Origin of the sequence: Streptococcus sp. oral taxon 431 (assembly GCF_023110115.1) — a bacterium.
GTDB lineage: Bacteria > Bacillota > Bacilli > Lactobacillales > Streptococcaceae > Streptococcus.
On sequence record NZ_JALDVP010000008.1, the window covers coordinates 48,593 to 67,144 of the forward strand.

The 18,552-nt window shown below is 39.8% G+C and carries 18 protein-coding genes and 1 riboswitch; of the genes, 2 read left to right on the forward strand and 16 right to left on the reverse strand.

Features of this window, described 5'->3' with window-relative positions; all coding sequences use genetic code 11:
• Positions 1–41: 41 nt before the first annotated feature.
• A complete protein-coding gene (locus tag M1F91_RS08500) occupies positions 42–737 on the reverse strand; it encodes a hypothetical protein (protein WP_247913359.1) in 696 nt (231 codons plus the stop codon).
• A 269-nt stretch (positions 738–1,006) separates the two neighbouring features.
• Here M1F91_RS08500 and M1F91_RS08505 point away from each other — a divergent pair, with 269 nt between their 5' ends.
• Entirely contained in the window at positions 1,007–1,237 is a 231-nt protein-coding gene (locus M1F91_RS08505; protein ID WP_004254045.1) for a hypothetical protein, read from the forward strand.
• A gap of 199 nt (positions 1,238–1,436) precedes the next feature.
• On the opposite strand, the gene M1F91_RS08510 is transcribed toward M1F91_RS08505, so the two are convergent.
• The 5 genes from M1F91_RS08510 to M1F91_RS08530 form a co-directional block, all read right to left on the reverse strand.
• Positions 1,437–2,210, reverse strand: a complete 774-nt coding sequence (locus M1F91_RS08510) for an NUDIX hydrolase (protein ID WP_247913360.1) — start codon at positions 2,208–2,210, stop codon at positions 1,437–1,439.
• Between the two features lies 1 nt (position 2,211).
• On the reverse strand, positions 2,212–2,988 hold the full coding sequence (gene pnuC / locus M1F91_RS08515; RefSeq protein WP_247913361.1) for a nicotinamide riboside transporter PnuC: 777 nt from the start codon (positions 2,986–2,988) through the stop codon (positions 2,212–2,214).
• Positions 2,989–2,997: 9 nt separating this feature from the next.
• Positions 2,998–4,056, reverse strand: a complete 1,059-nt coding sequence (locus tag M1F91_RS08520; protein ID WP_247913362.1) for an AAA family ATPase — start codon at positions 4,054–4,056, stop codon at positions 2,998–3,000.
• Positions 4,057–4,304: 248 nt separating this feature from the next.
• On the reverse strand, positions 4,305–6,737 hold the full coding sequence (locus M1F91_RS08525) for an ATP-dependent Clp protease ATP-binding subunit (protein WP_247913363.1): 2,433 nt from the start codon (positions 6,735–6,737) through the stop codon (positions 4,305–4,307).
• A 6-nt stretch (positions 6,738–6,743) separates the two neighbouring features.
• Positions 6,744–7,202, reverse strand: coding sequence for a CtsR family transcriptional regulator (locus M1F91_RS08530; protein WP_247913364.1), 459 nt, complete (start codon positions 7,200–7,202; stop codon positions 6,744–6,746).
• 270 nt (positions 7,203–7,472) lie between these two features.
• On the opposite strand from M1F91_RS08530, the gene M1F91_RS08535 reads away from it, so the two are divergent.
• On the forward strand, positions 7,473–8,033 hold the full coding sequence (locus M1F91_RS08535; protein ID WP_247913365.1) for a CD20-like domain-containing protein: 561 nt from the start codon (positions 7,473–7,475) through the stop codon (positions 8,031–8,033).
• Between the two features lie 106 nt (positions 8,034–8,139).
• Here M1F91_RS08535 and M1F91_RS08540 read toward each other — a convergent pair whose 3' ends face one another.
• From M1F91_RS08540 to M1F91_RS08585, 10 genes are all read right to left on the reverse strand, one after another.
• On the reverse strand, positions 8,140–8,868 hold the full coding sequence (locus M1F91_RS08540) for an ABC transporter ATP-binding protein (RefSeq protein WP_247913366.1): 729 nt from the start codon (positions 8,866–8,868) through the stop codon (positions 8,140–8,142).
• The gene (locus M1F91_RS08545; RefSeq protein ID WP_247913367.1) at positions 8,868–9,875 is read right to left on the reverse strand and encodes an ABC transporter substrate-binding protein; all 1,008 of its coding nucleotides are present in this window, start codon (positions 9,873–9,875) and stop codon (positions 8,868–8,870) included. The genes M1F91_RS08540 and M1F91_RS08545 overlap by 1 nt, the downstream gene beginning before the upstream one ends.
• Before the next feature lie 37 nt (positions 9,876–9,912).
• Positions 9,913–10,671: an ABC transporter permease gene (locus M1F91_RS08550; RefSeq protein ID WP_247913368.1), complete on the reverse strand. Its 759-nt coding sequence runs from the start codon at positions 10,669–10,671 to the stop codon at positions 9,913–9,915.
• On the reverse strand, positions 10,634–10,924 hold the full coding sequence (locus M1F91_RS08555) for a thiamine-binding protein (protein WP_000647682.1): 291 nt from the start codon (positions 10,922–10,924) through the stop codon (positions 10,634–10,636). The genes M1F91_RS08550 and M1F91_RS08555 overlap by 38 nt, the downstream gene beginning before the upstream one ends.
• A gap of 75 nt (positions 10,925–10,999) precedes the next feature.
• Positions 11,000–11,102: riboswitch (TPP riboswitch) on the reverse strand.
• Between the two features lie 264 nt (positions 11,103–11,366).
• Positions 11,367–12,899: a cardiolipin synthase gene (gene cls, locus M1F91_RS08560; protein WP_247913369.1), complete on the reverse strand. Its 1,533-nt coding sequence runs from the start codon at positions 12,897–12,899 to the stop codon at positions 11,367–11,369.
• Positions 12,900–13,070: 171 nt separating this feature from the next.
• Complete coding sequence (locus M1F91_RS08565) at positions 13,071–14,015, reverse strand: 3-oxoacyl-[acyl-carrier-protein] synthase III C-terminal domain-containing protein (protein ID WP_247913370.1); 945 nt, start codon at positions 14,013–14,015, stop codon at positions 13,071–13,073.
• 14 nt (positions 14,016–14,029) lie between these two features.
• On the reverse strand, positions 14,030–15,292 hold the full coding sequence (locus tag M1F91_RS08570) for a F390 synthetase-related protein (protein ID WP_247913371.1): 1,263 nt from the start codon (positions 15,290–15,292) through the stop codon (positions 14,030–14,032).
• Positions 15,270–16,085, reverse strand: coding sequence for an MBL fold metallo-hydrolase (locus tag M1F91_RS08575; RefSeq protein WP_247913372.1), 816 nt, complete (start codon positions 16,083–16,085; stop codon positions 15,270–15,272). Before M1F91_RS08575 ends, M1F91_RS08570 begins: the two co-directional genes overlap by 23 nt.
• Entirely contained in the window at positions 16,060–17,040 is a 981-nt protein-coding gene (locus M1F91_RS08580; RefSeq protein ID WP_247913373.1) for an NAD(P)-dependent oxidoreductase, read from the reverse strand. The genes M1F91_RS08575 and M1F91_RS08580 overlap by 26 nt, the downstream gene beginning before the upstream one ends.
• Complete coding sequence (locus tag M1F91_RS08585) at positions 17,037–18,311, reverse strand: glycosyltransferase (protein WP_247913374.1); 1,275 nt, start codon at positions 18,309–18,311, stop codon at positions 17,037–17,039. Before M1F91_RS08585 ends, M1F91_RS08580 begins: the two co-directional genes overlap by 4 nt.
• Positions 18,312–18,552: the final 241 nt, after the last annotated feature.

Here is an 18,552-nt window from a genome sequence, read left to right on the forward strand (position 1 = left end):
CGGGTTTGCATTTGTTTTGAGAAAAGTTTTACCGCCAGATTCTATGGTTGAATCAAGACAACACTAGAAACTGTACCATCTGCTCCTGTTGTAATCTGGATGATTTTTCCACCACCAATTTTGGCATTATATTTACCATCATCAAGAGTATAGGCATAGCCTTGGATAGAGTAGTTTTCTTTCTTGCCATCAACAGATTCCACTGTAAATTGACCTCCTGATGAGACAGTGATAGTCTCGCCATTGGCCCCCTTCCAGCTTCCTGCTGCTGCTGAAAAATCACCATCGACCATGGTTAAAACGCCTTTGTAACGTTTATTATGCTCCGCCTGTTGGTCTTGTAATTTGCGGTCAGTCGTTGGGTCATAAGTTGACTGGCTTGCTTGATTAGATTGACTTTGTGAAGCTTGCTGATTAGAAGATGGTTGAGATGGAGTTTCCTGTTGCTGAGGAGCTTGGGGAGTTGGTGCAGCTTGGTTGGATTCTTGATTCTGAGTTGTTGGACTTGAAGCTTGTTCAGAGGAAGATTTAGCTTTTTCTGAAGTCGTAGTACTTGTTGAAGCTTGAGTTTTACTTTCTTTGTTTGAAGAACTTGCCTTTGAACTTGACGTGGTTTGTGTTGTTTTATTGGCATTGTCGTTTTTAGCTTCTTCTTTTTTATTACCACATGCTCCTAAAAGCAAAGTTGAAGCCAATACTGCTACTGCTAGTAAACGAATTGAATGTTTTGTTTTCATGATGCGCCTCCTGTGTAATCTTTTTGAAATGTTATGAAATACTTCTGTAATGTTATTGTAATATTTGTTTTAGGGTTTGTCAACTATTTATATATGGTTTTGGTTTATATTTGTTCTTTTTAATCCTCCTATCTCTATTATTCGTTAAAAATTTAAAAAACAGGAAATTTTTCCTACTAAAAATACTATATTTTACAAGTGTAATCGCTTGCATTTTTTTCTTGAAGGGCTATAATAAAATTGAAATAGGATATTGGAGGTGTAGGCTTATGTTAAGAAACTATTACAAGTATCTTCCTTGGTTGATTTTAGCTGCTTTCGTTTCTTATGGGGGTGCTACTCATTACGCTCAAACAACATTTGATTTGTTCTACCTAACTGCCATTTTCATGATTGTCTACGTGGCTTTATTGTATTTACACGAACATTATTTAAAATATAAATACAAAGATTTATTCATTCGAATCATGAGCAATTCTAATAAAGATAAACATCCTTAAACAAAAAGAGGTCGGGACAAAATCCCGACCTCACTTTTTTATGACTAATAAGTCTTTGACACGATGGCTGAATTGACTTTTGATACAAACTTTATTTTCTCCATTCTCAAGCTCAACCAGTCATCGGACTTGTTGAAACTTCTCAGGACTAAAACTAGGAAACCAAAACTTGGGCTATCGATTTCTGCTCTCAAGATTTTTATTTCAAGCGATAGGTTTTTCTTGGTTTCTTTTTAGGCACTCGTTTGAGCCCAACTTCTTCTACATACTCACCGTATTTTACGAGAAAGTTATTGCTGACGATTGGTCGTCCTGGGTTGATGAGATTGACTAATTCGGTTCCTTCATAGACAGTGAATTCCTCCTCTAGCAGATAGAGAAAGGTCGGATTCCAGTCAAGACGCCCCTGGATTCGTTTAATAGACTCTTGGATAATGGCATAATGGTCAAAGGCGAAGGCTTGCTCCCCCAGCTCTAGTCCCTCTAGGAAGCACTTGCCCGTCTGAAAATCAACATCGACAAAAACCACATCCTTGGCATCATCACCAGCTTGAACGAGATCAAGTGCGTGGCTAGGTAGATACACCAAGTGGGCGATAGTAACCGTCCAGCCCCGCGGATCACGACCTGGAGTAGATACTGTCATCAACTGTTCGATTTTTTCCAAAGGAAGGTCAAGGTTAACCTCCTCTCTCACTTCACGCTGACAAGCATGGGCAGCATCTTCCCCTTTATCCATAAAACCACCGACCAAGGCCAAACAGTTCTGATAAGGATGGGCCTTACGGCGGATTAGTAAGAGTTTGATTTTCCCTTCCACAAAGCAATAAGCTACCATATCCACCGTCACGCTCGGTCTTTCATACTGAGGAAGATCCTGTTTGCAGTACCAGTCTAAAAATTCCTTCTCAGTCGCATGAATCTCAAAATATTCTCTCTCTGTCATTCCAGCCGGGATTATCGTTTCAGTCATCTTATCCCTCCTTGACAGCCTTAGTCCATTGGTACCAACCGACTAGACTATTGAGGGTGTAGACCCAGTACATTCCTTGGATATGAATGTTTTCACCCCACCAGAGGTAGATACTAAAGAGATTGGTTGCAATCCAGAAAATCCATTGCTCACGATAAAGACGTGTCATCAAGAGCTGACCAACACCATTGGTCGCATCGGTAACACTGTCACGGAAAGGACGAGCACTGTTGATACTTTGGTAGGCTAATCCCATGCCAATCCAGATGATAGCAGTCAAGGCCAAGTACTTGAGCCAATCAATCAGACCGAGTTTCTTAGCTTCAAAGTGAGATTCCTCTGGTCTTCCCTGCTCATTGATCCGATTAGACAACCAAGTATAGAGACCAATAGGCTGCATGACAAAGAAATAAACTGTTGTCAAAACTTCACCGTAGAAAGTCGCATTCATAGCTAGGACCAAATAGATTGCAGAGTTAATAGCTCCAAAAAGGTAGTTACTAGCTCGACCTTCAGCTACTAAGATAACGCAGACAATCCCTGTCCAAGAGGCCAAGAGACCAATCCAGTCATGACTTTCTGTATTTTGTGTAAACTCCAGAATAAGAGGAACACTTGATAAAGCAATCAAATAGAGCCACTGGAAAAGACTACGGCCCACAAAGAGGTCTTTCCAAATCAAACGCATAACTCCTGCAAAACCAATTTTACGAGCTTCTGCGTGAACATTTTTAAAGTTTTCAATAAATCGTGTGATTTTTTCAGTTCTTTTTTTCATTTTCTTCTCCTAATCTGCTTGGTAAATGGCATCAATAGCTACTTTTGCTGCTTCATAATTTCCTAGATAGTCATCAGCTAGATAAATATGAGGGATATTGCCTAGATATTGCTCCATCATCATATCCAAATGCTGAGAAAAACTGTGACGGATATGGTCTTCTGCCATGGTCATGTCGCGAAAACCATCATTGACATAGGAGCCAATAGGTTGCACAAAGAGGATTAAATCCCACTTTTCCTTGGCTAAGATGGAAACAAAGAGATTATCAAAGGTCTCTACGGACAAGTCCTCCTGCTCTTCGCTTTCCATGTAGTAATCGTAGTAGCCCTTGGTTACTAGTGAGTTGGTATCTGCAATGACTAGGCCTCGATTGGCATTGCTATCGATTAACTTGGAAGTTTGATCATATTGGCCTAAAAGAAGGTAATAATAATCTTTTGGGGTAAGCTCATCATCTCGGACATTATTTTTTATCTGATACTCACGAGCATACTCCAGACTGACTGGCGCATCATAAAAGCGAGCTAAATCCTTGGCTAGATTCGTTTTCCCATTACTAGCACTTCCCATAATCAACACTTTTTTCGTAAACTGACGGCGGAAAGGTTGAGCGATATATTTCCAATATTTGCTTGGATTTTCACGAATCATGCTAGCCGAAATTCCAAATTTTCTTCCCTGTAGAACAGTCTCGAAACCACGTTCTGACAATTCTTGTTGGTATTTGGACTCTCCTACAAAAAAGATTAGTTCCTCACCAGTCTGGTCATAGGAAATGGCCTGCAACATCTGTTTCAACCACTCCTGCCAGCCCATTGGATAGCGAGGGATATTGGTTTCGTCAAGTTTGCAAACAGAGGTCAACTCATCATCTCGAAATGCTTCACGAATATAGCGAAACCTCTTTTGTAGTGTAAGTCCAACCTGTTCACCACGATCTCCCTTATAACCTGAAACTACCACCCATACAGCATCGCATTGTCGTTTTGCTCTTTGGATTAAATCAATATGTCCCTGATGCAAGGGAGCAAAGGTTCCAAAAACCACTGCTATCCTTTTTTTCATGTCTTTTCAACCTTTTTATAACTTTTTATATTTTATATCATACTACTCCTTCTATTGTTTGTCAACACTTTTTTATTAATTTTTATAAAAATATTTTCTACATGATCGGATTTTTTCTTGATATACAAAACTTGATCAGTAGAAATTCGTTTTTGAACTCCTTAAACTAAATGCACAATTCAAATGCTTATTTGAGTAACAACTTCCCAAAAAAAGAGGCTGAAACAATCTGTTCCAACCTCACAATTTTAAACAATCTCAAATTTCAATTGACCAGCTTTGACACCAATCTTAAGGGTCTTGCCTTCTTTCAGTTCACCTGTAAGAAGGAGCTCTGCAAGTTTGTCTTCTACTTCTGTTTGCAGAGTTCTGCGCAGTGGGCGAGCTCCCATCTCTGGATCATATCCCTTCTGAGCTAGAAGCTTAAGGGCAGATGCTTGAAGTTTCAAGTCAATGCCTTTTTCTGCGAGACTTGCAATCAATGGTTTGACCATAATCTTAACCACTTCCTGCATATCTTGACTTGACAAGCTGTGGAAGACCACCTTTTCGTCAATACGGTTGATAAACTCTGGACGATAAGCTTTTTTCAACTCTTCGAACATCCGTTTTTCCATATTTTCCTGATCAAAACGAATATCCTTAGCTCCAAAACCGACTGTCTTGTCATCACGAAGAGCTGTCGCACCAAGGTTTGACGTCATGATAATAATGGTATTTGAGAAATCAACCTTGCGACCTTTACTATCTGTCAAGACACCATCATCCAAGACCTGCAAGAGCACATTAAAGATATCTGGGTGGGCCTTTTCTACCTCGTCAAAGAGCAAGACTGAGTACGGTTTGTTACGAACCTTCTCGGTCAACTCTCCACCTTCTTCGTAGCCTACATAACCTGGAGGTGCGCCATTGAGACGACTGGCTGCAAATTTCTCCATGTATTCACTCATGTCAAAACGAATGAGGGCTGACTCATCATCAAAGAGAACTTCTGCCAAGGCTTTGGCTAATTCAGTTTTACCAACACCTGTTGGTCCAAGGAACATAAAGGATCCAATTGGACGTTTGTTATTGCGAATACCCGATTGATTTCGGCGAATGGCACGACTGATACTTGATACCGCTTGTTCCTGCCCGATAACACGTTTATGAAGTTTAGTTTCGAGATTGAGATACTTCTTGGCATCCGTTTGTGTCAATTTTTGAACTGGAATACCTGACAAGCGACTGAGTGTTGTCAAAATATCAGACTCTTTTACTAGATCTTTATAGACTGGAACTTCCTGTTCTTTTGAAATGAGCTGAGCTGCTTGTTTCCATTTGCCATCCATCAAGGCCTTGTCCGCTGCTGTTAAACCTGACTCATCTTTTTTAGCGTGCTTTGATTTATTTTGGACAGTTGCTGCCGCTTCATCCAAAAGATCAATCGCTGAGTCTGGCAAGTGACGACTAGTCAAATAGCGATGTGCCATTTTGACAGCTGTTTCGACTGCATCATCTGTAATTTGGACATGGTGGTGTTTCTCATAAGTTGCTTTCAAGCCACGCAAGATAGCCATACTATCAGCCACACTTGGTTCCTCAATCATCACTTTTGCAAAGCGACGAGAAAGGGCTGCGTCTTTTTCGATGTGTTTTTGGTATTCTTCCTGAGTGGTTGCCCCAACAGTTCTCAGAGTTCCACGCGCTAGGGCAGGTTTCAGGATATTGGCCGCATCCAAGGTCGAATCAATACCACTTCCTGATCCCATAATGGTATGAAGCTCATCGATAAAGAGGATAACCTTACCGTCTTCCTCGATATCTTTGATGATATTGTTCATACGTTCTTCAAAGTCTCCACGGAAACGGGTTCCCGCAACCACATTCATCAAATCAAGTTCTAGGACTCGCATCTTAGCCATCTCATCAGGCACATTTCCGTTGGCAATTCGTTGCGCAAGGCCAAGTGCCAGAGCTGTTTTACCAACACCTGCATCTCCAACTAGAACTGGATTATTTTTTGTTTTTCGACTCAAGATTTGGATCATACGAGAGATTTCTTGGTCACGCCCAATGACTGGTTCCAACTTGCCTGAACGAGCTTGCTCTGTGAGGTCATGAGTGTAATCTTCCAAACCACCACTTGGAGTTTGAGGCATACCCATCATATTTGCCATAGAATTTTGCTTATCTGCTACTGATCTGTGGCGCTGACGCAGAGCCTTCAAATCTTCCTTTGTCCAACCAGCACGCGCTTCAAGACTACGACGAAGCCCAGCAATCTTGACTTGATCTTTCTGGTCTTCATAAGAAAATCCTGCTTTTTCCAAAATGCGAGTAGCTAGGGCATTGCCATCATGCAAGATAGCGTAGAGAAGATGCTCTGTTCCCAATGCTTTGGCATGTACAACCGAAGCAACATGTTCCGCCTCCAACATCAAGACGTTCAAACGATAGGAAAATGGGAGCTCCTTATAATCTTCCTTATGGTTAAAGTTTGCTTCTGTTAATTCTACAGCTACTTCCTCTAAACGATCAATCTCATACGGGAATTCATTTAAAGTTGCTCCAGCAACACTGTAGCTATGATTGGCCATGGCAATCAGCAAATGCCAAGACTCTAGGTAATCTGCATCAAAGCGACTCGCTACCAAAAAGGCGCTATCGATGCATTCTCTCAATGCTTTTGAATATTTCATGTCGTTTTATTTTCCTTTTCTATCTACTTCATGCAACAACTGACGAAGCATATTGGCACGAATATAATTAGCTTCCTCACCTAGAATTCGGTCTGTCCCCATAGCTAATAATAGATTCATCTCTTGGCGGGTCATGAGTTCTTGTTCGACTAAGAGTCTTAAGACATCTTCAAAGATGACTTGGTTCACCTCATCACCCAGTGAATACAACAAATCGCGGAGCATATCATGATGGTTAGAGAATTCGATTCGACCAATGCGAATATAGCCCCCACCACCACGTTTACTCTCAACTAGATATCCTCTACTCTCTGTAAAACGAGTCTTAATCACATAGTTGATCTGGCTAGGTACGACTTGAAAGGTATCCGCTAGCTGACTTCGTTGCAATTCTACGATACCAGATTGTTCTAAAATCGCCTTGATATAGGCTTCGATATGGTCTGACGTGTTTTTAAATTTCATAGCTTGCTACCTCCTTCTTAAACTTTGACTATCTTTGACTATACTATCATTTAAGACTCTATAAGTCAAATTTTTAAGGCTAAGTCCTTGGAAATACTGAGTTTTAAAAAATAGCTACTGATAGCAAGCAATTCCCATTTCATTTTCTATTCTACATTTATGTTATAATAAAGAAGTTACAGCTAGCTTTCAAATCCTTTGAAAGTATGTTAATAAGTATCAAATATGTGCAAATACTGATTCACAATTAAAGCTGAGAAAGGTTTCGCTATGAAACAAGAAAATAAAATTTTTGGTATCCTAGCTATTGTTTTAGGAGCTATTGCACTCCTTGGTTCTTGGATTCCTGGTATCAATCAAATTTCATTCTTAATCGCTATCCTTGCACTTATCCTAGGTATTGTTGGCTTATGCTTAAACCGTAAAAATAAAAAAGTATTAGCTATTATTGGTACTGTTCTTTCTGTAGCATCTATTGTTTTTGCTGTGGGTAGTCAAGTTATCTATAATCAAATCCAAAAGAATGCTGCTCAAGATACCGTGTCTACTAATCAAGCCGAAGAAGAATTTACATGGACCAAGGAACAATTCGATGCTCTCAAACAAGGAGATATTCTTCAACGCGGAGCTGGTGGTACAAATTACGATGATGTCACAAAAGAACACGGCCAACCATCTAAAGAAAGCACGACTAAGAAAAAAGACCGTGAAAACAAAGTAATTTCTTATGTAGCACCCGGCAATAACATCAAGTCTGTTACTCTTACTTTTGACAAACAAGAGGACGGCTCTTACTTACTTATTTCTAAAGTCTCAATGGGATTAGAATAAATCATTGATTTACATTAGTGAATTATAAAATAGAAAAATAAAACTTCGGTATCATTAATAGTGTACCGAAGTTTTTTTGTAGTTTAAGTTGTTTTCAGTTCTTTATCTATAGTTCCAAGCCCAATTCTTCTAATATCTGGCGTTTATAAGCAATTTTTTGAACTTCCTTGTCTTCGCCTTCAGACCAATCAAGTTTGACTTCAGAAACAATCTGACCAGGGCGATTTTTTAAGATATAGATACGGTCACTAAGATTAAGGGCCTCCTCGATACTATGCGTGATGATGAGCGTCGTCAACCCTAGCTGTTTATGAATCTCCAAATACCAAGCGTGGAGTTCCATCTTTGTCATCTCATCCAAAGCGCTAAAGGCCTCGTCTAGAAGAAAGAGCTTATGCCCGAAAAGGTAGGTACGGAGTAAAGCAACACGCTGGCGCATCCCGCCACTGAGTTCATGAGGGTACTTATCCCTTACAGCCGTCAACTGAAAGGTAGCAAGAATTTCATCTGCTTTGGCAATGGCTTCTGCCTTGTCCACCTTTTGGATCAAGAGGGGCAAAATGATATTTCCAAGGACAGTCTTGTGTTCCAAGAGCAAATCCTTTTGGAGCATATAACTCACGCGCCCCTTGGGATTTTCCTCACCGTCAAGAATGATTCGTCCTGACTGGACTTCTAAAATCCCTGCAATCAGGTTAAAGAGAGTAGTCTTCCCTACACCACTGGGGCCTAGGATAGAGACCACTTCACCTGAAGTTACCTGTAGGTTAATATCCTCTAAAATCTTTTCATCATCGTAGGCATAGCTTACGTGTTCTAGTCTAATTTCTGTCATTATTTTACAAATTCGTTCGTGAAACCTTTATCAGTCAAGTCTTCCTTGAGGATACCATTTTCTTTATCCCATTTGTAGAAGGCATTCCAACGGTCAGCATCAAATTGTCCCCATTTGTCCTTGTCGCTTGCGTATTCTTTTGACAAGTATTTCTGAGATTCGATGACAAAGTCACGTTTATCCTTTAACTCTGGTGCATTCTTGATGAGGATATCTGCAGCTTCTTCTGGGTGCTCCATAGCGTATTGGTAACCTTTTTTGATAGCTTGGATGACTTTACGAGCTTCTTCTTTGTTGTCTTTTAGATAGTCGTTGTTTGCGATGATAACTGGTGAGTAGTAGTCAAACTCTTTTACATAGTCTTTCAAATACATGAAGTTGGCATCCACTCCTTGAGATTTAGCAAGAATACCGTCCCAACCATAATAAATCCAAGCAGAGTCAAAAACTCCATTGGCAATCGGTGTGATCGAGTTTGAGTCGTTGTTTGGTACTTTTTCAACCTTCTCAAAGTCTCCACCTTGAGATTCTACCAAGGTTTTCAACATCGCAAGCTCAGTTGGGTCATTCCAAGTTCCGTATTTCTTCCCAACCAAGTCTTTAGGGCTATTGATATTGTCAGACTTACGAGAGATAATTCCTGATGTATTGTGCTCAACGATTGTTGCAACGGCAGTAATGCCTGCCCCTTTTTCCAATTTCTTAGCCATATAATCTTGGAAATAGATAGCAAATGGCGCCTTACCATTGATCACCAAGTCAGATGAACTTTCTTCTGGTGGCAATTTCAAATCAACATCCACTCCAGCTTCTTTGAAATACCCTTTTTCCTTGGCAACATAAAGCCCTGTGTGGTTGGTATTGGGTGTCCAGTCTAGGATAAAGTCAATTTTTTTGAGTTCTGCTTCTTTGTTATCCTTAGAAGCTGTTCCTTGGCCACAAGCCACAAGCACGACAGCAAGAAGAGCTGTTACAATCGTTAAAAACACTTTCCATGTTTTCTTCATTTTTATTTCCTCTTTTCTTTTTCTAAAACGCTCTATTTTAAGTACGTTTCCATTTAATCACATATTTTTCACTGATATCGACTAGCTTCATACCCAGAAGACTAATCAGTGATACCAGAATAATAATTGCAAACATGGTATCATACTGAAACAGTTTTTTGGACTGAATCATGTAGACACCAAGTCCTTCAAAGCCTCCCAACCACTCAGATACCACTGTTGTGATAAAGGCGTAGGAGACACTGACCCTAAGTCCTGCATAAAAGTAAGGCAGGCTGACCGGGATTTTAAAATGCCACAGGATTTGCCAAGGATTGGCTCGCATCAGACTAAATAAGGTCAGCATATCCTTGTCACAATGCCTAAAACCATCTAAAATACTAACGATAATAGGGAAGGTTGTCGTCAAGATAATCAAGACAATCTTGGGCAAGATTCCATAACCCAACCATAAAACTAGGATAGGGGCCATGGCAATGGTCGGTATGGTCTGGACAACTACCATCATGGGGTAAATCAAGTCATTGAGCCAACTCAGGCTATCCATAAGGACTGCCATGATACAGGCTATCAAGACACCCAAGACCAAACCTAGTAAGGCTACTCTCAAGGTCGCCCAACTATGGTACCAAAGAAATTCTCTGTCACGAACAAAAGACTGGAGAATCTCAAGTGGTGTCGGCAGGATAAACTTTGGTAAGAGTTTTAAGAATCCCGCCACCTGCCAAACGGATAAGACACCCAAAAATCCTAGCAGACTAATATGCCGTCTCATTATACTTTTCAAGTTTCTCATCGATGCTTAAAATCTCTCCTACATTTATTTTCACATTGGCAAAAACATTGTCTGCTCCCTGACCTGCCACTTCTAGCGCTTCTTTGAGAATGCGCATAAGCTCATCAAACTCCCCCTCCAAGACCGTTTCAAATGGTGTCACCACCATGGTCACTTCTTGAGCTTGCAGATAAGCAATGACCTTATCAATCACAGCTATGCGGTCAATCCCTTGTGATAGGGGCAGGACTTGTAAAGCAATGCTTGCTTTCATTCAAACCTCCTTCTAAGTTACAGTTTTTCTTTGTAAAAAAAGAAAAACCTCTTCCATATATGAAAAAGGTGCAATATTAGGCCAAGTATCGTTCCCTACGCTGGCATTACCCAGATCAGGTGCGGTCGAAGTTTAACACTTCCTCTCAGACTGTACACAGACTCCCATATATTATATGGACATATGATAACGAAAAATAAATAAGATGTCAAGGAAACTGCTTACAGAAAAAGAGAGTGGGACAGAAATCGGTAATTCGTTAGAATTCGATTTCGTCGTCCCACCTCCGCACAGTTGAGTAGGGCTGTAAAAGCTGATGAAATCAGCGTAGTAAAGCCCACTCAACCACTGCGTCTTGCTCGACAATCCAAAGAAAATTGAGAGGCTAGGACTTTTGTCCCAACCTCTCCTCTAATCATCTATTCTCAGTTAATTCTTTCAATTAAAGCATAGGTGCAAATAACTGTGTTACTTCTTTAATCATCATTTGATACCATGTAGGATTTATGGTATCCGAGAAGATTTCCTGAGATTGTTCAAAGATTCCTTCAAAGTCTTTGCGAACATCCGCTATTGACTCTGTTTTGTAGAGTAGTACTGCATTTTCATAGTGATGAACCAAGCTACGATAATCCAAGTTAATAGTGCCGACAGCCGCAAATCGATCATCAACAATCATTTGCTTACTATGGATAAAACCAGGTGTGTATTCAAAAATGCGAACACCCGCAGATAAAAGATCTGGATAAGCTCCCCGTGTTACAAGTTGAATGAGTTTTTTATCCGGTATATGGGGCGTGACTATTCTCACATCTACGCCTCGCATCGCCGCATTTTTTATATCCTCTGTTAAATCATAATCGATAATGAGATAAGGCGTTGTGATATAAACAAAATCTTCTGCTTGGTTAATCAGATTTTGATAAACAATCTTCCCTACCTTAGTTTTATAGATTGGCTTAGGTCCACTGCCGTATGGGATACAAAGACCGCTACCAAATCGTGTCTGATTTTCCAAATGATACTGATCAAAGTCACTGATTTCCCCACGGTTGATGTACCAGTTCATGAGAAATAGTCTGGTAAAAGCTTGAGTCGCCGGACCATCGATCCGAATTCCACTATCTTTCCAGTGTCCAAAACGTTCAATATGATTGATATATTCGTCTGCAAGGTTGATTCCTCCAGTATAGGAAATTTGTCCATCAATCACTAATATTTTCCGGTGGTCACGGTTATTATAGGCCACTGTCATACGAGGAATCACCTTATTAAATTTATGAGCATCAATCCCTTTAGAACGCAAATGAACAGTATAATCCCCAGGCAAAGTCACCATACAACCGATGTCGTCATAGAGCATCTTGACCTCGACTCCCTGAGCTGCCTTTTCTTCCAGAATTTCGAGTATGCTGTCCCACATCAAGCCCTCTTCGACAATATAGTATTCAAGAAAAATAAACTTTTCTGCTCTTTTAAGATCCTCCAGCATCTGTTGCCACATTTCCTCACCACTTGCGAAAAATTGTGAATCTGTCTGGTCATAGACTTCTGCATTACTATCCATATGTAGCAAGGCATTGATAATTCCGTAAGCTGGTTTGTCTGTTTCCTGTAGTTGCAAATGGAGTTGACGCCCATTATTCTCATGAAATGCAATAGAATTCAATTCCTGGAGTTGTTTCAGTTCTTTTTTTGATAGTCTTCTCTCACCAAACATGAGATAAAGCAGTGGGCCAAACACCGGTACAAAGGTCACAATCAACCAAGTCACTTTGCTTTCAGGTGACATCGAACGATTGACAATCGCTATAACGGTTGCTACGCTGATCAAAAATACAAGAGTCACCCAAATAATCGGAGCAATCTGGCTCATGTAAAGAATAATTCCGAAAATAAGAACTAATTCTATAAGTATAATCGCAATACTAAAGCCATACTTGGACATTAATAAGCGAAATTTTCTGATTCCCATATCTCCCTCTCAATTTCTAAGTATACTCCCTAATATACTGTCTGAAAACGCTTGTTACATTCTAGTATACTTAGTTTCATAAAAGTTATCAAGCTTTTTCTGTATAGGCCGATAGTTCTACGTTTAAAATTAATTTAAAAAGCAGGCCACTTATAGGTGCCTGCTATTATTTTACAATTTCAAAGCCAACATATTGACCGTCATACCAGCTGCAGTTCCCATTAAGAAGATGGTATCTCCTTCCTTCACATATCCGTGATCGAGTGCATAAGCCAAACCAAAAGGTACAGCAACGGAGACCATATTTCCATAATCCGTAACGAGATTAAGGTACTTGTCTTCGTCTACACCCAGTTTTCCCATGACCAAAGGAAGAGCGCGACTAGCTTGGTGGGGAATAATATAGTCTACAGCATCTTTAGAAATACCTGATTTCTCTTGGAATTCTTGGAACATTTCTGGGATGACACGAGCAGAAAGCAAGAGGATTTTCTTGCCTTTCATATCAAACATAAAATTTGTTTTGGTCTCTTCAGAGTATTCTTTTGGCTGATAAGAAGTTAAGCCTCCACGAATCTCAGTATCGTGAGCCCCTTCTGACCAAGTACGTTGAAGACTAGCGATAACTCCTTTGTCCTGACTACTTTTTTGGAAAATAAAGGCAGCCGCTCCATCACTAAAGAGTTCATAACTTTCTTTTTGCTTTGGATTGAGGCCCAAGCTACCAACTTCACTGGATACAATCAAAACACGACGGTATTCCCCAGCTTCAATCAAATGTGACATGGTTGATAAAGCAGAGATAAAACTTGTACAAGTCGTATTAATATCCATAGCCGGGATAGAGAGCCCTTTTGCCACACGTTCATGAATCAAAGCTGCCGTACAAGGAATCGGCTGAACACCAACCGCACTAGCTGATACCAGGCAATCAATGTCTTTCATACTCAAATTTGCATTTTCAAGTGCAGCTTGGATAGCTGCTTCTGCCAAATCTAGTTGCGTTTCTTCATTTTCAACCACACGATGACGGGTCTGGTCTTTAAATTGCACCGTATTTTTTGGAAGGCAGACTCCATAACCTGCAATTTCTACATGTCTTTTTACTTCTGTCATAATTTTTTGTCCTTTCATAAACGTTGGATACGTTTGAGCTTACGACTTGTATCCCAATGATAATCTGAAAATTGTATTTCAGGTTCTTTAAACTCTTTTTGTTGCGCCAAAAATCGAAACTGCTCTGTGATCGCTGTTTCTACTTGCTCATCTCTTCGACTCAAACAAACTTCCACTAGCTTCTCAGAGTGTTGTTTGACTTGGTAATCTCCAACATTCTCCACAAAGAGAATGCAACGTCTGATAAAGTCAGGATAAATCGTTACCTGACCTCCATCTTGTCCATCAAAATAGAAGATGTCGTCAGAACGCCCTTCGACCTTGTCAATCCTTGTGTAATGAGATCCACATGGACAAGGTTCAGGATTCTCAACCAAGATATCGTTGAGCTGGTAGCGATAAACAGGCTGACTGCTCCGCTTAAAATCAGTAATGACTGGATAAAAACGTCGTTCATCCAAGTAGTGCTTTTCTACAAATATGATATCTTCATTGAGATGAAGATTCCCAGCAGAGCAAGTACAAGCTAAGAAACCTTCCGTTGCTTGATATACTTGGTCAATAATCGGCAACTCAAAAACGCTCAAAATTCGCTCTTTATCACTATCTTCCAAGATTTCAGCCACCGAAACGATTTTTTGTGGACGAATCCTTAATTCTCCTATCTTTAGGCGCTTACTCAATTCAATCAACATAGAAGCAGGTGCCACCACAATGGTCGGTTGATAACTATTGAGACGCTCGATATGTTCATCTGTATTCTTAAAAATATCAAAGTACTCTAAACGAATAAGTGCCGTATTGATGGTCTGATAGAGTTCATTATCCGCTCTGAGGAAAAAGGCTATGCGGTGCCCAAAAAGTTGGCCCTTGGGCAACATCTTTGCCAAGATAGCTGCTGCCCACATACTTCTCTCTTTTTCAGTTGTGATAAAGAGTCCCCGGTGTCCAGATGTCCCAGAAGACAGCCCAACAGCTATTTCTCCTTTGAGTTCTGTAAAATTTCGAGTCTTTTCACTTTCGATAGCCAAAGCTAAGGCCTCATCTCGATCCACACCTTGAGTATTAAGCTCATTAAAATGCGTCATCATAAATGCTTTATCCATATGGTCAAAGTCGTTAGGTACACCATTTTTAAAATAAGGTGATTTACGTTTTAGAAATTCCATATAGGCATCTAGTTGCTTTTTCTGATAGCTTTCCAGGGCTTCTCGAGATTTAAAATTATGAAGCCAACGAGTTTGAATAAATGTTTTAAGAAAGGTTATTTTTTTCATACAAAATTCGCTCAATCCTTTCTACAGGGTCATGGCTGACTAGGACCTCTATACCATCGTTTAAAACTTCCTCTAACAGCTCTGTTCCTTTGATATAGTCTTCCTTACTATCTTGAACCAAGGAAGGAATCAGATGCATCTGTTTAGTGTAAGGCAAAAGATCAATGCCCCAACAGAGGTCTGCTGCGATAAAGAGATGATAGTCTGGAATAAAGAGGCAAGCTTGTCCCTTGGCATGCCCATCAATAGAAGCTACCAGGATACTTCCGTCTCCAAAAAGATCATAGGTCGGACGATAAGAAAAGTTGGAGTTTTGCTGATCTGCCTTGATGACTGTCAATCTTTCCTCGAAGTCACTCGGCAAAAATTCTTTAAAAATTAAATCTTTTAGTTTTGGTTTCTTGTAAACATCATACACTTCCTGGGTTAGAATAAAGCTTGCGTTCGGAAAGAAGCTAGCCCCTCCTAAATGATCTGGATGTAGATGAGACAGCAGGACATAATTAATTTCTTCTGGTTTAATTCCTTTAGCCTTCAGCAAATGCGAAATCTGATCCTGCTCTGTCATTTGAACGGGCGTCCCCAAGCGATATAAAGCATATCTTAGTTTTGTCTTAATATTGTAGTGATAGCCAGTATCATAAAGTACATAGCCCTTATCCCTATGTTTGATCAAAAAGACGCCTGCTGGGAAAATCATCTTTCTATTCTTAACACCTTTAAAGAGCAAACCGGCATAACTCGTACAATATCCCGCTGGGAAATACTCAATGCTTTCGATAATCTTGGACATATTGTTCAATCCCTTCTGAAATACTAATTTTCGGACGATACCCCAATTCCCTCTCAGCCTTGCTAATATCTAGAGTTTGACTATAACGAAGTAGATAATAGGTATATCGTGTTAAAGGTGGTTCCCCTTTCAGATTCAAAGACTTGTAAAGAAACTCTAAACTACTTGCAATCCCTGCTAATAGAGATGCTGGAATTTTTCTATATTTGATTGGGTAACCCAAACCTTTCAAACTTTCCTCTAGCAAATCCCTAAAAGCCCTCGGTTCGCCATTAGTAATGTTATAGACCTCACCTTTTGCTTCTGGTACTTCTAAGGCTAAACGAATTGCGAGAGCAACATTTTCCACGCAAGTCATGTCCATGAGCTGACGCCCATCTCCAATTAAAGGAATACCAATTTTTTGACTAAGATTGATCACCCGTGGCAAAATGCTGGTATCTCCAATCCCAAACAGTCCCCTAGGCCTCAAGATAATACTAGGAACATCTGGATAATCTTTAAAGAGTCTCTCCGAAGCCAATTTACTACGTATATAGTTATTGAGATTATTTTCCTCTGGTGCAGCACTTTCTTTGATCCCTAGTTGATCTTTTGGAGCAGCATAGATGCTTGGTGAGGATACATAGACTAAACGTTGCATACCTACTTGACGACAAGCATCAAGAACATATTTGGTTCCTAAAACATTGGTCTGATAAAAATCATCCCATGGCCCCCAAATAGTTGAAAGAGCCCCAGCATGAACAACCATGTCCATCCCTTGACAAGCCTCTAATAAATCTTCTGCCTTTGTCAAATCACCCTGAAAAAAACTGACAGAAGATTCTTCCAAGGATTGCCCTACCTGACTATTTCTACCAAAGGCTCTTACTTGATAGCCATGCTCGACTAATTCTTCTATGACATATTTACCCAAGAAACCTGTCGCTCCAGTTACTAAAACTGTTTTCATTTTTCCTTCTCCTTATTTGCCAGCAGACGATGGATTTCGCTCTCTAAGATTTCCGTCGGATGATAAGACTGTGCTGCTTGGCGCAAAGTCTCTAATTCTGGCCAATTTTCTTTAGCTAACAGCTCCTCAAAGGCTTGTCCAATGGCCTCTCTATTATCTCTTTTAGCTGAGAAAGCAACACCGGCTTCAACCCCACGAACGGCATAATCAAATTGGTCATAATCATGAGGCAATATCAAAGCTGGTTTACCATAAATGATACATTGATAAAAAATACCAGCTCCTCCATGATGAATGACATAATCCATCTGAGGAATGTATTCCTTATAAGGGAGATAGGAAACTACAGAAAGGTTTTCCATGAGATTTTCACATTGGAAGGCCTCTCCACCTACACCACGAGTTACAAAAAAGTGACAATCAGGATGAGCTTTTGCAAGTTGCGTAGCTTGATAAATAAGATTTTCTTTTGCCCAAGCTAGTTGTGTCCCACAAGTCATCAAAACTTTCTTTCGCTCCATAAAAGGAGACAAATCTAAAGAATAATCCTCTCCTGCCTCAACTGAAGCACCAGAAGGACCAATCCACTTGTAGTGTTTTGGAAATCCCTTTTTTAATTCTACTTCTTTCATACCAATACCAAGAATTGAATATGGAGAATAAATGGTCTCATGACCGAGTTGATTATACAATTTAAAATGATATCTTTTTAAGCGATCACGAAGCAGAAAAGATACAATTCGTTTTACTAAACGAGTTGCTGTTCTACCTAAAAATTGTACTGAAACTTGCCAGCCATTCTTGGGACTTCCCATTCCACCAATTAGACAAGGCGGGCCGTCAGTAGTCTCTAAAACAAATTGTGTAGCCATGGTGGTTATCCAAGGAATTCCAAGTTGATTAGCTACTAAACCTCCAGACAAGGTTATAAAATCAGCAATGACGATATCAGGGCGATTCATTTGCCACTCTTCCAATAATTGATCTGAAACTACATTAATTAAATCAATACTGTAAGAAAGTTGTTGATAAGCTGATAATATCCCTAATTGCTGATCATTATTAGCTGCACGTTCAAATTCCTTAATGTGATTTTCTAGTATTGGAACTACATGAAAACCTGCAGACTCAGCAACGGCTTTTTTTTGAGGACCAGTGAATAAGCGAATATCATACCGAGGGTTATTAAGTAAGGGTATTAATAAATTCATTGTTGGGTACAAATGTCCACTTAAAGGAACTACTACAACATCAATTTTGATTCTTTTCATATGTCTAGGATATCAAATTTTTAAAAAAAGAACTATCGATAAGATAGTTCTTTACATATTTATTAGTTTTGACATAAAAAAGTAACAAAACATTTAAGAAAATGCAATGTGAAATTTCAGATAGTAATAATCAAAATCAAATATAAAAATAAAAAAAAAGGCAATCGCCTCAATTTAAGTATTGACCAATCGGGAAGACAGGATTCGAACCTGCGACACCTTGGTCCCAAACCAAGTACTC